Origin of the sequence: Ruminococcus champanellensis 18P13 = JCM 17042 (assembly GCF_000210095.1) — a bacterium.
Taxonomy (GTDB): Bacteria; Bacillota; Clostridia; order Oscillospirales; family Ruminococcaceae; genus Ruminococcus_F; species Ruminococcus_F champanellensis.
Genome location: NC_021039.1, coordinates 520,645 through 535,556, shown reverse-complemented (window position 1 = coordinate 535,556; position 14,912 = coordinate 520,645). Strand labels below are relative to the sequence as shown.

The 14,912-nt window shown below is 57.4% G+C and carries 12 protein-coding genes; 8 read left to right on the top strand and 4 right to left on the bottom strand.

The window, feature by feature from the left end; genetic code table 11:
* The first annotated feature begins 136 nt into the window (after positions 1-136).
* The 4 genes from dpsA (at position 137) to RUM_RS02360 (ending at position 2,276) form a co-directional block, all read left to right on the top strand.
* Entirely contained in the window at positions 137-1,015 is an 879-nt protein-coding gene (gene dpsA, locus RUM_RS02375) for a dipicolinate synthase subunit DpsA (RefSeq protein WP_015557626.1), read from the top strand.
* Positions 1,008-1,592, top strand: coding sequence for a dipicolinate synthase subunit B (locus RUM_RS02370; protein ID WP_015557625.1), 585 nt, complete (start codon positions 1,008-1,010; stop codon positions 1,590-1,592). Before dpsA ends, RUM_RS02370 begins: the two co-directional genes overlap by 8 nt.
* A 55-nt stretch (positions 1,593-1,647) precedes the next feature.
* On the top strand, positions 1,648-1,944 hold the full coding sequence (locus tag RUM_RS02365) for a hypothetical protein (RefSeq protein WP_147645541.1): 297 nt from the start codon (positions 1,648-1,650) through the stop codon (positions 1,942-1,944).
* Between the two features lie 104 nt (positions 1,945-2,048).
* Positions 2,049-2,276, top strand: coding sequence for a hypothetical protein (locus RUM_RS02360; RefSeq protein ID WP_041326217.1), 228 nt, complete (start codon positions 2,049-2,051; stop codon positions 2,274-2,276).
* A 36-nt stretch (positions 2,277-2,312) separates the two neighbouring features.
* On the opposite strand, the gene RUM_RS02355 is transcribed toward RUM_RS02360, so the two are convergent.
* Positions 2,313-3,431 (bottom strand): THUMP domain-containing class I SAM-dependent RNA methyltransferase, encoded by a 1,119-nt coding sequence (locus tag RUM_RS02355; protein ID WP_242821743.1) that lies wholly within the window; start codon positions 3,429-3,431, stop codon positions 2,313-2,315.
* A gap of 49 nt (positions 3,432-3,480) precedes the next feature.
* Complete coding sequence (locus RUM_RS02350) at positions 3,481-5,916, bottom strand: transglycosylase domain-containing protein (RefSeq protein WP_015557623.1); 2,436 nt, start codon at positions 5,914-5,916, stop codon at positions 3,481-3,483.
* Positions 5,917-6,256: 340 nt separating this feature from the next.
* On the opposite strand from RUM_RS02350, the gene RUM_RS02345 reads away from it, so the two are divergent.
* Positions 6,257-6,604, top strand: coding sequence for a hypothetical protein (locus RUM_RS02345; protein ID WP_015557622.1), 348 nt, complete (start codon positions 6,257-6,259; stop codon positions 6,602-6,604).
* A 43-nt stretch (positions 6,605-6,647) separates the two neighbouring features.
* Here the strand turns inward: RUM_RS02345 and RUM_RS02340 are convergent, their stop codons facing one another.
* A complete protein-coding gene (locus tag RUM_RS02340; protein WP_015557621.1) occupies positions 6,648-10,352 on the bottom strand; it encodes a phosphoribosylformylglycinamidine synthase in 3,705 nt (1,234 codons plus the stop codon).
* 45 nt (positions 10,353-10,397) lie between these two features.
* On the bottom strand, positions 10,398-11,720 hold the full coding sequence (gene mtaB / locus RUM_RS02335) for a tRNA (N(6)-L-threonylcarbamoyladenosine(37)-C(2))-methylthiotransferase MtaB (protein ID WP_015557620.1): 1,323 nt from the start codon (positions 11,718-11,720) through the stop codon (positions 10,398-10,400).
* Positions 11,721-11,893: 173 nt separating this feature from the next.
* Here mtaB and RUM_RS02330 point away from each other — a divergent pair, with 173 nt between their 5' ends.
* From RUM_RS02330 to RUM_RS02320, 3 genes are all read left to right on the top strand, one after another.
* Complete coding sequence (locus tag RUM_RS02330; protein WP_015557619.1) at positions 11,894-12,124, top strand: HPr family phosphocarrier protein; 231 nt, start codon at positions 11,894-11,896, stop codon at positions 12,122-12,124.
* 95 nt (positions 12,125-12,219) lie between these two features.
* A complete protein-coding gene (locus RUM_RS02325; RefSeq protein WP_015557618.1) occupies positions 12,220-13,350 on the top strand; it encodes a D-alanyl-D-alanine carboxypeptidase family protein in 1,131 nt (376 codons plus the stop codon).
* 203 nt (positions 13,351-13,553) lie between these two features.
* On the top strand, positions 13,554-14,888 hold the full coding sequence (locus tag RUM_RS02320; RefSeq protein ID WP_015557617.1) for a glucose-6-phosphate isomerase: 1,335 nt from the start codon (positions 13,554-13,556) through the stop codon (positions 14,886-14,888).
* Positions 14,889-14,912: the final 24 nt, after the last annotated feature.

Sequence of the window (14,912 nt, the reverse complement as noted above, 5' to 3'; positions counted from 1 at the left end):
GCAATTTTCAACATCTTTTTCATACTTCCTTCTTTCAGCAGCTCTGTCGTATTTGCGGCAGGGCTGCTTTCCGTCTGCACACTTTTTCCGAAGGCTCATACACTGTAAGAGAATACTGAGGAAAGAGGCGGAGCATATGAGGCGACCTGCATTCCTTGTCGCAGGGGGAGATCTGCGGCAGTTATATACCGCAAGAGCATTGCTGCCGGAGGGCAGCGTATCCGTGCTGGGCTTTGATGAAAATGTGAACCTGCCGGAGGGACTGGAACGACTGGACAGCATGGAGCTTTCCGGGAAGCGGGCAGATTATCTGGTGCTGCCCATGCCGGTCACGGAGGACGGCGTGCTGGTGCATGCCCCCTTTGCCCGGCACAGCATTCCGGTGGCAGGACTGCCGGGACTTGTGAAAGCGGACGGTGCCGTATTCGGCGGCAGGATCCACCCGGCAGTGCGCAAGGTCTTTGACGGCGGTGCTGCGGTGGTGGATTACTACCAGCGGGAGGAGCTGAGCGTGCTGAACGCTGTGCCCACCGCAGAGGGAGCCATCCAGATTGCCATGGAGGAGCTTGCCACCACCATCTACGGGCAGAACGTTCTGGTCACCGGCTTTGGCAGGATCTCCAAGGTACTGGTGCGGATCCTGACCGCCATGGGCGCCCATGTGACCGTGACCGCACGGAAGTATCAGGATCTGGCGTGGGCGGAGATCTCCGGCTGCCGGGCGGTACATATTTCCCGGCTGGAGGAGACTCTGCCGGGGTATGACCTGGTGTTCAACACGGTGCCGGCGGTGCTGTTGGATGAAGCACGGCTGTGGAAGCTGCGGAGCGATGCCCTGATCATTGATCTGGCATCCAAGCCCGGCGGCGTGGATTTTGACACCGCCAGCCGACTGGGCCGCAAAACCGTGTGGGCGTTGTCCCTGCCCGGAAAGGTTGCGCCCATTACCGCCGGGGATATGATCGCCTGCACCATCCGCAACATCCTCAAGGAAAGGAGTTTTGCTGATGATTGATCTGAAGGGGGTACGGGTCGGATTTGTGATGACCGGCTCCTTCTGTACCTTTGCTGAAGCGTTTGCCGCCGCAGAAGCCCTCCGGCAGGCGGGCGCAAGCCTTTTGCCGGTGATGAGCGAGCATGCGGCAGGCACGGACACCCGGTTCGGCAGTGCCCTATCCCACATCCAGCGGCTGGAGACCATCTGCGAAAAGCCGGTGATCCGGAGCATTCCAGAGGCGGAGCCCATCGGTCCCAAGCATCTGACGGATATTCTGGTAGTGGCGCCCTGTACGGGGAATACCCTGGCAAAGCTGGCTGCAAGCATTACCGACACCACTGCTACCATGGCGGTGAAATCCCACCTGCGCACCGGGAATCCCGTGGTGCTGGCGGTCGCCACCAATGACGCTCTGGCAGGCAGCGCCAAGAACATCGGGCAACTGCTGAATCTAAAGCATTACCGGTTCGTGCCCTTCGGTCAGGATCAGCCCACCGGGAAACCCACCTCTCTGATCGCCGACTTTACAAAGATCCCCCAGACCCTGGCGGATGCTTTGGATGGAAAGCAGCAACAGCCTATTTTACTATCTTGACAAAATCCCCCTCCTATGCTATAATGCATATAATTTCATATAGGAGGGGATGTTCTTGGAATTTATGAGCTTGGCGCTCAGCTTTATGACACTCGAGGAGCTGGCGCATAAACTTTCGGAACCAATTCTGGAAACCCTTATCATAGTAATTGTATTCGTTCTGATTCCCCAGTATATCCTGGGCGCAGTACTGTTGGCGAGGGGCTGCTCCGCATGCTCCAGGGAGGGACGCACGGCACATGCCATCGCACTGCAATGCATCGGTGTGATCCTGCTGCTCCCGATGATGCTGTTTGTGTTGTTCCAACCTATATCGTTTTTAGTTTCTATATTGTTCATCTTCTTTGCTTAAAGCACCCCGGAGGTGTATCCATCTCCGGGCGTTATCTCAGTTGGCTTGACAAAATCCCCCTCCTATGCTATAATGCATATAATTTCATATAGGAGGGGATGTCCTTGGCATTTATGGGCTTGACGCTCGCCATGGTTGCGATAGCACTGTTCATTCTGAACCTGCTGCGCACCCTTGGTGCCGTGTTGTTGGCAGGGGGCTGCTCCGCACGCTCCAAGGGTCATCCGGTACTTGCCACCGGATTGCAATGCATCGGTGTGATCCTGCTGATCCCAGTGCTGCTGTCTATGGCAAGCATCCCTGTATTTTATATTATCTGCATGCTGCAATAACAAACCCCGGAGGTGCATCCATCTCCGGGGTTTGTCTTATTTAAAGTACATGAACAGCTGGCACTTGAGCATACCGTTGTACAGCTTCCGCCGCTTGGAGGCAGGCTTCCCAAAGTGGCTCTCAAAGGTTTCGTGGGGAGAGATGATGTAGCAGGGATGGGCTGCGTCCGCCGGGAACCGCTTACCCATAACGGCGTACAGCTCCTCCGCCTCCTTCACCTCCAGCATCCGCTCGCCGTAGGGCGGGTTGCACACCACCGTGGCATGCTCCGGTTGGATGAACTTCCGCACATCCCCCTGTTCAATATGAATCCGGCTGGCTACGCCGGCTTTTTTTGCGTTTTCCCGGGCAAGCTCCACGCAGTCCGGGTCAATGTCCCAGCCATATGCCTCAAAGTCCGCATCCCGGCGGACAGAATCGATGGCTCTGCCCCGTTCCTCTCTCCAGATCTCCTGGGGAAACCAGCCCCATTTGGATGCGGCAAACTGCCGGTTGATGCCGGGAGCAATGTGCAGCGCCTTGATGGCGCCCTCGATCAGGAAGGTGCCGCTGCCGCAGAAGGGATCACACAGCACGGAATTGCCCCGGATCCGGGCAAGATCCAGGATCCCTGCCGCCAGGGTCTCCTTGATGGGGGCAAGGTTGGCGTTCTGCCGATAGCCCCGTTTGTGCAGGCTTGTGCCAGAGGTATCCAGATACATGCACACGTGATTGTTCTGTAAGCTGAACTGAATCCGGCAAACCGCACCGGTTTCCGCAAAGCTGTTGATGTGATAAGCGCCGCTAAGCCGATCCACCGCCGCTTTTTTGATGATGGACTGGCAGGCAGGCACGCTGTGCAGCTCGGAATTGAGGGAGTAGCCCTTCACCGGGAATGCGTCCAGCTTGCCGATGTACTGCTCCAGGGGGATCCGCTTGACCCCCTGGTACAGCTCCTCAAAGGTGACAGCGTCAAATTCTCCCAGCACCAGCAGCACCCGCTCCGCCGTAGCCAGACACAGATTCGCCCGTGCCAGCAGGGACAGATCCCCGGTAAAGGTGATCCGTCCGTCAGACACCTGTAAATTGGAAGCGCCGATCTGGGTCAGTTCAAATTTCAGTACACTCTCCAGTCCGAAATGGCATGGACAGCAAAATGTCAATTCCTGTTTCAAGCAAATTCTCCTTCCGGCGCAAGCGCCGTTTGGTTCGGCAGCGCCTGGCTCAATTATCAGCCGCAGGCTTGGTGGTTACCGGCGTGCTGGAGCTGCCACCTCCGTGACCGGTACACTTGGGAGCATTGGTGGACTTCCAGTAGCCGGTAATGCCCTTGGGGCAGGAGCTGCCGGCAATGTTGCCGGAGGCAGTGCACATGGGTGCCTCGATTACGCTGTCGGAAACGAAGAAGTCGTTGCCGTCATAGTGCTCCTTGATGTAGTCCCCGATGATATTTTTCCAGATGCCGGCAGATTTCAGCCGCCCGTGACCCTGGATCTGATAGTTCTGCTCGTAGCCGATCCACATGCCGCTGACAAAATCCGGGCACAGACCCACAAAGGTCAGATCGCACCAGTCAGAGGTGGTACCGGTCTTGCCGGCAATGGGAATCTTGGTGCCGTCGGATGCAGTGATCTTGGCTGCGGTCGCAGTACCCTGCTTGACAACGTTCTGCAGCAGCTTGTTCATAACGGTGGAGGTTTCCTCGTCCACCGCCTGGTTGTAATCCGTGCCGCCGGAGTATACCAAAGTGCCATCGCCGGATTCTACCTTACTGATGATGTGCGCCTTGGAGTAATAGCCCCCGTTGCCGTATACCATGTAGGCATTGACCAGGTTGGTGATGGAAACACCATAGGTCAGCGCACCAACGGACAGCGGTGCATAATCCTGGTCATTCTGCACCAGCTCCAGTCCCAGATTGTTGGTGGCAAAGTTGTAGATCTCGATTCTGCCCAGCTCCTTGCACAGCAATGCAGGAATGGTGTTGTAGGACTTTTGCAGTGCATAGTACACGTTCTTCATGCTCCCCGTGTAGGACATGCCGCCGCCGCTGGAGTAGTTGGTGGGCCACAGCTTGCCGGTTGCCGGATTCTTGATGGGGGGATAGTCCCGCAGAGGCGTGCCCCAGTGGATATAATCCGTGGAAAGGGCATAGCCATAGGTGGTCACCGGCTTGATGGTGGAACCGGGCTGCTGGGGCTCATAGGCATAGCTGGTACACAGGGACGCAGTCTTTTCCCCGATGGCACCTACCGTGGCAAGGATCTCGCCGGAGTAATTGATGGCGCAGAAGCCGGATTGCAGGAACTGTGCTTCATCCTCGGAAGCCACACCGTCTCCGTTCAGATCCCGCCAATGGGCAGTGTTCTGCACGGTTGCCATGCCTGCCAGCAGGTTGTTCATATCCTGGTACCGGCCCTCCACATATTCCTGCATCTCCAGGTCAACGGTGGTATAGATCTGGTAGCCGCCTCTGTTGACACGGGATCTTGCTTCCTTCTTGCTGATGCCGTACTTGTCCATCAGCACCTCGGAGAACTCGTTGATGGCAGCGTCCACCACCCAACTGGTAGGCTTATCCGGCTCGATCTGCGTATCCTCGTCCTCCTCCGGATGCAGCTCCTTGTACTCCTCGGAATCGGTAAAGATGATGTGCTCCGCCAGCGCCGCCTGGTATTCATCGTAAGAAATGGCGCCGTTGCTGTACATCTGATACAGCACATATTCCTGGCGCTCCCGGTTCTTTTCGTGACCGTAGTTGACCCGCTCCCCGGTTTCATCGTCCACATAATACGCAAAGGGGTTCAGCTTCTCCGGGTTCTTGGGGATCGCCGCCAGGCAGGCAGCCTCCGCCACGGTCAGTTCATTGGTGTGCTTGCCGAAATACTTGATGGAAGCCATTTCAATGCCGTTGGCAGAGCCGCCGAAGCCGATGTAGTTCAGGTAGGCGGTGAGGATCTCCTCCTTGGTGTAGGTCTTTTCCATCTGCATCGCCCGGAAAATCTCCCGGATCTTCCGCTCTGCATTGGTGGCATTGTCTCCGGTGATGTTCTTCACCAACTGCTGGGTAATGGTGGAACCGCCCTGGTTTGCCGACCAGAAATGCAGCACCATGTTTGCCATTGCCGCAGCGGTACGCTTGTAGTCCACGCCCTCATGCTCGTAGAAGCGCTCATCCTCTGCATAGGTAAAGGCATCCCGCACATGCTGGGGAATCTCGGAGGCTTCAATGGGGATCCGCTTGATGGAGCTGGGCACCTGGTGCAGGGTGACGATCTCCCCGTCCTTGTCCTCCGCATAAATAAAGGTGGAGTAGCTCATTTCCATTTCCTTGATGCTGACCTCGCTGGTACCCTCCATAAAGCCCAGCACATACACCACCAGGGTGGTACCCACAATGGTGCAGGTAATCACCAGGATCAGCAGAAAGGACAGGGTGGTGGTCAGCAGAATGGAGCCGGCTCTCTGCAGACCCCTCTGCCAGGCAGGACGCTGCTTTCTGGGCTTTCTGGGCGCTGCCGGAGCCGTATGCTTCGGTGCCGTGCGCCTGGTCTTTGCCCCTGCCGGCGCAGCATGCTCTGCGGGACGCTTTCGCTTGGGGCGCTGTGTATTCCCTGCCGGACGCTTTGTTTTATTTGCCGGCTTTTTCGGTTCGGTCATAAGTGTGAAACTCCTTTCTTTCGGGCGAAAGAGTTATGGCAACACCGCACAAAGATTGTGTGGTAGATGTGCAACAGATTTTTCGTCAGATTGCATAGAAACGACGCAGGAATACTGGCGTATTGCAAGAAGCTTCTGTTTGATATGACGGAAAATTCGTCTGCAAATGCTGCGTAAAGCCGACAGGCAGGCTTTGCGCAGTGTTGCCTTATATATATTTGTATTATACCACAGCGTGCCCGATTTGTTAAGGGGATTTGAAAAAAATCTCGGCAAACGCATATTTTTTCTGATCCGGGGCAGACTCCTGTTGATAAAGAAGCCAGAAGGAGGCGGAACAATGAAAGCAACCGGTTATATGATCCTTGGCTCCATGACCTTTTCAGCGGTGGTGCTGATCGCCACCCTGTCCCAGATGGTACGCTGGGAGCGTGCAGCAGCGGATTCCCTCGCCTTTGAAAGCACCATCCCCACCCGGGCGGTGGAAACCACCATGCCCGCCGGGTATACGGTGCGGCTCCACAACGGCAGAATCGGAGTGTTCCGGACGGGAGAGAGCCTGCCCTACCGGTACCTGGATGTGGAGCTGTCCCTGCTGCCGGAGCTGGATCGGCAGCTACTGGAGGAGGGAATCCCTGCCCGGGACGATGCAGAGCTGCAAAGCCTGCTGGAGGATCTGCGCGAATAAAAGGGCAGTGCATCTGCACTGCCCCATTGTAACTGTAGCTCTTTTATTTAAAATAGTTTACGCCGCTCTGGAAGATCAGCTGATCCTTGTTGCCGCATACGTTCTTGCAGATATCTCTGCCGATCCGCTCGCTGTGCCCCATCTTGCCCAGGACTCTGCCGTCCGGCGAGGTGATCCCCTCGATGGCGTCAATGGAGGTGTTGGGATTGTAGCGGATGTCCATAGTTGGCTTGCCGTACTCGTCTACATACTGGGTGGCAATCTGACCGTTGTTCGCCATCCGGCGGATCAGAGCGTCAGAAGCAACAAATCTGCCCTCCCCGTGGGAAATGGCAACCGTGTGCAGATCCCCCACCTTGCAGCCTGCCAGCCAGGGGGACTTGTCGGATGCGATCCGGGTGGTGACCATCATGGACTGGTGCCGTGCAATGGTGTTGAAGGTCAGGGTGGGGGAATCCTCGGTCATATCTACGATCTCGCCGAAGGGCACCAGACCCAGCTTAATGAGCGCCTGGAAGCCGTTGCAGATACCCAGCATCAGACCATCCCGCTGCTGCAGCAGAGCATGCACTTCATTCTTGATCCGGGGGTTTCGGAAGAATGCGGTAATGAACTTGCCGCTGCCGTCCGGCTCATCGCCGCCGCTGAAGCCGCCGGGCAGCATCACGATCTGGGACTGCTTCATCTGTGCTGCCACCGCTGCAACGGATGCTTCAATGTCCGATGCGCTCAGGTTCCGGATGACCATCACGTTCACATCCGCACCGGCACGCTCAAAGACTCTTGCAGTGTCGTATTCGCAGTTGGTGCCCGGAAATACGGGAATCAGAACCCGGGGACGTGCCGCCTTGATTGCAGGGCCCTTCCGGGACTTGGTTGCATAGCTGTAGGACTCGATGGTGGCAAACTCGGTCTTGATCCGGCAGGGGAACACGGACTCCAGCTTGCTTTCCCACGCCTTTTGCAGTGCCTCCGCCTGCATGGTGTAGCCCTCGCCGTAGATCCGGTAATCCGGCATGGTTCTGCCGATGATCTCCTCCCCGTAGCCAGCCTCGCCGGTCAGCTCTACGATAAAGGAACCGTACCAGGGCTTGAACAGGATGGTGTCGGACAGCTTCCGGGAAAATTCAAAACCGATGTGGTTGCCAAAGCACATTTTCGCAATGCCCTCGGCAACGCCGCCCCCTGCCACGCTCCATACGGCGCAGGCTCTGCCGCTGTCGATCATGGATTCGATCTGGTCGAAGCACTGCTTCACGCTGTCGAATACGGGCAGCCCGTTGCCGTCATACTCCGGCGCAATGCGAATGACCGTATGACCTGCTGCCTTGAATTCCGGAGAGATCACCTTCCGGCTGTCGGCGGTGCAGACTGCAAAGGAAACCAGCGTGGGGGGCACGTCGATGTTTTCAAAGGTACCGGACATGGAGTCCTTGCCGCCGATGGCTGCACAGCCCATTTCCAGCTGCGCCCGGAATGCGCCCAGCAGTGCTGCAAAGGGCTTGCCCCAGCGAACCGGGTTGTTCTGGGTGCGCTCGAAGTATTCCTGGAAGGTGAGCCAGCACTTGTGGTAGGTGCCGCCGGCTGCCACGATCTTGGCAATGGACTCGACCACCGCCATCATTGCCCCGTGGTAGGGGCTCTTTTCGCTGATGACCGGGTTGAAGCCCCAGCCCATCAGGGAACAGGTATTGGTCTCCCCCTTGAGCACCGGGATCTTTGCCGCCATAGCCTGGTTGGGGGTCAGCTGATACTTGCCGCCGAAGGGCATCAGCACGGTGCCGGCGCCGATGGTGGAGTCGAACTTTTCTACAAGCCCCTTCTGGGAGCATACGTTCAGATTGGACATGAGGGCTTCCCAGCCGTCCGGGGTATCCTCCAGCATATTGGGGATCTCCGTTGCCGGATCCGGCACCTCAATGTCGGTATACTTGGGAGCACCGTTGGAGTTGAGGAAGTCCCGGGACAGGTTCACAATGGTCTTGCCGTTCCAGACCATTTCCAGCCGCCGGTTGTCGGTCACGTCCGCAACCATGGTAGCCTCCAGATTCTCCCGGCGTGCCTCCGCCAGGAACCTGGACAGATCCTCCTTGGCGATGACCACTGCCATACGCTCCTGGGATTCACTGATGGCAATTTCCGTGCCGTCCAGTCCGTCATACTTCTTGGGCACTGCGTTCAGATTGATGAGCAGCCCGTCGGTCAGCTCTCCGATGGCAACGGATACGCCGCCTGCGCCGAAGTCGTTGCAGCGCTTGATCATCCGGGTGACCTCCGGATTCCGGAACAGGCGCTGGAGCTTCCGCTCTACCGGCGGATTGCCCTTCTGCACCTCTGCGCCGCAGTGCTCCAGGGATTCCAGGGTGTGGGACTTGGAGGATCCGGTTGCGCCGCCGCAGCCGTCCCGTCCGGTTTTGCCGCCCAGCAGGATCACCACATCGCCGGGCACGGGTGCTTCTCTGCGGATATTCTCCGCCGGTGCAGCGCCGATGACTGCGCCGATTTCCATGCGCTTTGCCACATAGCCCGGGTGGTAAATCTCCGCCACATGACCGGTGGCAAGACCGATCTGGTTGCCGTAGGAGCTGTAGCCGTTGGCTGCCCCCACGGTGATCTTCCGCTGGGGCAGCTTGCCGGTGATGGTATCCTCCACCGGCACCAGGGGATTTGCCGCACCGGTGACACGCATTGCCTGGTATACATAGGAACGGCCGGACAGAGGATCCCGGATGGCGCCTCCCAGACAGGTTGCCGCACCGCCGAAGGGCTCGATCTCGGTGGGGTGGTTGTGGGTCTCGTTCTTGAACATGAGGATCCAGTCCTCATCCCCATTTTCGGTGTCCACCTTGATTTTCACGGAGCATGCGTTGATCTCCTCGCTCTCGTCCAGATCCGGCAGCTTTCCGTCCGCCTTCAGCTTCCGCACTGCCAGGGTCGCCATATCCATCAGCGTCAGGGGCTTTTCCGCTCTGCCCAGTTCCCGGCGGATCCGCAGGTATTCATCGTAGGTATCCTGGATGTAGGGGGCAAGGATCTGTACGTCCTGGATGTTGGTGGAGAAGGTGGTGTGACGGCAGTGATCGGACCAGTAGGTGTCGATCATGCGGATCTCGGTAATGGTGGGATCCCGCCGCTCTGTATCCTTGAAATATGCCTGGCAGAACTTGATGTCGTCCAGATCCATGGCAAGACCGTATTGCTTGATAAAGTCCGCCAGTCCTGCCTCGCTCAGCTCGCAGAAGCCCTTGAGGGTCTCCACGGTGGTGGGGATCTCGTAGTTGCTGTCCAGGCTGGACACCAGGTTCAGCGAAGCCTCCCGGCTCTCCACCGGGTTGATGATGTACGCCTTGAGCCGGTCAAATTCCTGGTCGGTCAGATTGCCGGCAATGATGTATACCCGGGCATTCTGCACCCGGCAGCGATCCTTCTGGGTCAGAATCTGGATGCACTGCTCACAGGAATCCGCACGCTGGTCAAACTGACCCGGCAGATACTCCACCGCAAAAATCCGCTCCGTATTGGCAAGGCGGGGCAGGGTGTCATAGGTCACGTCCACCGCAGGCTCTGAAAATACAGTGCTGACAGAAAGCTGGAAATCCTCCTTGGTGATCTTGTCGGCGTCATAGCGGTTGATGACCCGGATGGAGGTGATGTCCAGCCGCAGGGCGGTGCGGATATCACTAAGCAGGGACTGTGCCTCTACGGCAAACTCCGGTTTTTTCTCCACATAGATACGAAAAACGGACATAGGCTTCACTTGTGATCTCTCCGGAGGGAGAAATCCACGCTCCTTTCAATCATTCTGGGCGGACGCTTCCGGCAGCAACGTGCCGATGCAGCAATCCGGCTCACTCGATTTTATTATAACACGGAAAACCGATTTGCGCAAACTTTTTTCTCCTTTTTTTGCGGAAATTTTTACGGGGGTGTAATTGGGGGTATAGCCCCGGTGCCACGCCGGATCCGCCGACCGCTCAAACAGCACCGGCATCACCTTTCCCACCTGGCTCCGGAGGAATGCCCTCCGGCAGGCTGCCGCCGTTTCCCCCATCAGCGCCGCCCGGCGACGTTTTTCCGGTGAGGGGATCTGCTCCGGCATCCGGGCAGCGACTGTGCCCTCTCTGGGAGAATAAGGGAACACATGCACCTTGGCAAAGCCCATCTCCCGGACAAATTCCAGGGAGCAGGCAAAATCCGCCTCCGTTTCTCCGGGAAAGCCCACCATTACGTCCGTGGTCAGAGCGGCATCCGGAAAGATCCGCCGGATCCGTGCCGCCAGGTCTGCGTATTCCGCCGTGGTATAATGCCGGTTCATGGCACGGAGGGTACGGTCACAGCCGCTTTGCAGGGACAGATGGAACTGGGGGCAGAACTGGGGATGCGCAGCCAGACGGCGCAGCAGATCGTCGCTGAGCTTTTCCGGCTCCAGAGAGCCAAGCCGCACCCGATCGATGCCCGGTACAGCACAGCAGATGTCCACCGCATCCCCCAGATCTCCCTGCCACTCCATGCCGTAAAAGGCAAGGTTGATGCCGATGAGCACCGCCTCCCGGCAGCCTGCCTGCGCCATCTGTGCCGCCTCCTGTGCCAGCGCCTCCCTGGGCTTGGAGCGACAGCGCCCTCTGGCGTAGGGTATGATGCAGTAGGAGCAGAACTGGTTGCAGCCGTCCTGGATCTTGATGAACGCCCGGGTTCTGTCTGCATTCTCCGCCGGGGGCAGTAGCTCATACCCCTCTCCGGGCGTATAAGGTGTCACCCCATCCCAGGGAACGGCGCTTTCCATCAACTGCCGGATCCTTTGGATCAGAGCGGCACGGTCCTTCGTGCCGGTTATGAGATCCGCCTCCGGGCACAACTGCGCCGCATCCGGATGCGCCTGGGGCAGACAGCCGGTCAGGACGATCTTTGCCGCCGGACAACGGCTTCGCAGGCTCCGCAGCGCATGCCGCACCTTCCGGTCGCTGGAGGCGGTCACAGTGCAGGAGTTCACCAGGATCAGATCCGCATCCTCCGGCTGCTCCACCGGCTGAATGCCCTCCCGGGAAAGCATGCCCCGCAGCGCATTGGTTTCATATTGGTTGACCTTGCAGCCAAAGCTGAGATAATAAGCAGTCATGCAGCATTCCTTTCCACATTTGCACAAATGCAGTTTTTTCTTTTCGTATCCATTATACTAGATTCACGAATCGAATGCAAACAGCTTGACAATAATAGGGGAAGGTGCTATGATAAAGGCAGGCAAAGCGGAACAGGCTTTGCACACTACAACAGCATATGGGAGGTATTTTTATGACAACAGTAACCATTTCCCTGCAGGCGATCAACGACGTAAAGGAATTCGTAAACATCGTAATGCGTTTTGATTTTGACGTAGATCTGGTTTCCGGCAGATATGCCATCGATGCAAAGTCCATCATGGGTATCTTCAGTCTGGATCTTTCCAAGCCGATCGAGCTGCATGCGCATACCGATAACGCAAAGGAATTCCTGGACGCCATCGACAAGTTCATCGTCAAGTAATTCTGCACACCCCGGACGGCACAATGTGCCGTCTTTTTTTTGTTCCTTCCGCATACACTGGCATAACGTCAATCACAACCGGGAGGGATCCGATCATGCAAAAACGTGCCCTGACTGCCCTTGTCACCGTCCTTGCTCTGGTGCTGCTGTACCTGCCGGAGCCGGGTGCCGCTGCCGGAAAGCCCTGTCGTGCCTATGCTCTGCTGGAGGCACGAACGGGACAGCTACTGCTGGAGGAAAACAGCAGTGAAAGCCTGCCCATGGGCACCATGGCAAAGCTGATGACCATGCTGCTGACCGCAGAAGCCCTGGAATCCGGCGCTTTGTCAGAGAATACGGCAGTGACTGCCTCCCCGGCGGCGAATGCCCAGAAGGGTGCCTCCATCTGGCTGATGCCCGGAGAAAAGATGACGGTGGGGGATCTGCTCCGGGGCATGATCATCGGCAACGCCAACGACGCAGCGGTTGCCCTGGCGGAGGCGGTATCCGGCACGGAGGAGCAGTTTGTCATGGACATGAACGCCCGGGGCTTTGAGCTGGGGCTTCGCAGCACCGTATTCACCTGCGCCTCCGGTCTTTCGGAAGAGGGACAGGTCACCACCGCCGCCGACCTGGGCAGGCTCTGCTGCAAGCTGACGGAGTACCCGGTGCTGACCCCCTATATGACCACCTGGCGCACCTTTCTCCGGGGGGAGCAGACAGAGCTTGTGAACGAAAACACCCTGGTGCGCAGCTATGACGGGCTGCTGGGCATGAAGGCAGGACACGGGGAACGCACCGGCTATACCCTGGCGGCGGCAGCCCAGCGGGGGGACGGGATCTATGTGGCGGTGGTGCTGGGCTGTCAGGAGGATGCAGACCGGTTCAGCATCGCCAAGACCCTGCTGAGCAAGGGCTTCGGCAGCTACCAGGTCACCACTCCCGCCTTTTCCGGAGAATTTCTCAAGCCTTTGCAGGTGCTCCACGGCACGGATACCGCTGTGGAGGTGGAGGCGCAGGGGCTGACCGGCATCACCGTGCCCAAGGGGAATGCCGGGCTGCAAACGGTACTGGTACTGCCGGAGTATGTGGAAGCCCCTGTCAGCAAGGGACAGCAGCTAGGTACGGCAGCCTTTTACCAAGGAGATATTTACCTGTACGAAGTGCCTCTTACGGCGGCATCCTCCGTGCCAAGGCTGACTTTTTCCCGGGCATTTCTGCGTCTTTTGGATAATATGTTAAAATAGATCATGGTTTTTTATGCTGTCTGCACAAGAATCAGTCGAACCGCTTGCAATCGGGTGCAAAATATAGTAAACTAGTACTATACGAAACTGTCGGCAGTTCTCTGTCCTGTGCAGGGCATTGTCCATACGCCGGGGAATCCTCCGGCAAGGCTCGTAAATGTTGAAAAAGACTTTCTTTTTCTGATCTGGAGGAGACAATCATCATGGCACTGAAGCTGAACAAAAAATATCTGGAAGGGTTCATCAATCCGGACGAAATGACCGGCATTGCACCCCAGGTTGAGCTTGCTGCAAAAACCCTGCAGGACAAGTCCGGACTGGGCAGCGACTTTCTGGGCTGGGTAGATCTGCCCGTCAACTACGACAAGGAGGAATTCGCACGGATCCAGGCTGCTGCCAAGCGGATCCAGGAAACTGCGGACATCCTGATCGTCATCGGCATCGGCGGCTCCTATCTTGGCGCCCGGGCAGCCATCGAGCTGCTCAAGTCCCCCTTCTATAACAATATGAAGAAGGATACCCCGGACATCTACTATGTGGGCAACAACATCAACCCCACTTACCTGAATGAGGTGCTTTCCATCTGTGAGGGCAAGGACATCGCAGTCAACGTGATCTCCAAGTCCGGCACCACTACAGAGCCGGCACTGGCGTTCCGGATCTTCAAGAACCTGGTGGAAAAGAAGTACGGCAAGGAGGGCGCAAAGTCCCGGATCTTCTGCACCACTGATGCCAAGAGAGGCACCCTCAAGAGCCTGGCTGATACCGAGGGCTACGAGACCTTCGTGATCGCAGACGACATCGGAGGCCGGTTCTCCGTGCTGACCGCAGTTGGTCTGCTGCCCATCGCCGTTGCAGGCTGCGACATTGCTGCCATCATGCAGGGCGCACAGAAGGCACGGGAGGATTTCGCTGCTCCCTTTGCTGAAAATGACTGCTACCAGTACGCTGCCATCCGCAACATCCTCTACCGCAAGGGCAAGAGCGTAGAGCTGATGGTTTCCTACGATCCCTCCTTTGCCATGATGAACGAATGGTACAAGCAGCTGTTCGGCGAAAGCGAAGGCAAGGACAACAAGGGGCTGTTCCCTGCAAGCGTGATCTTCTCTACGGATCTCCACTCCATGGGCCAGTACATCCAGGAAGGCTCCAGACTCATGTTCGAGACCGTGGTAGACATCAAGCAGCCCAAGCAGGATCTGTACCTGGAGGACGATGCCGAGAACCTGGACGGTCTGAACTTCCTGACCGGTCAGAATATGAGCGTGGTAAACCGGAAGGCACTGGAGGGCACCATCCTGGCTCATACCGAGGGCGGCGTTCCCAACATCGTGCTGGAGCTGGACGACACCAAGGAAGAAAGCTTCGGTTATATGGTCTACTTCTTTGAAAAGGCATGCGCTGTTTCCGGCTACATGCTGGGGGTAAACCCCTTCAACCAGCCCGGCGTAGAAAGCTACAAGAAGAACATGTTTGCTCTGCTGGGCAAGCCCGGGTATGAATCCCAGAAGGCTGCACTGGAGGCAAAGCTCAACTGATCCACTTCCGCCAGGGGCGGTCTG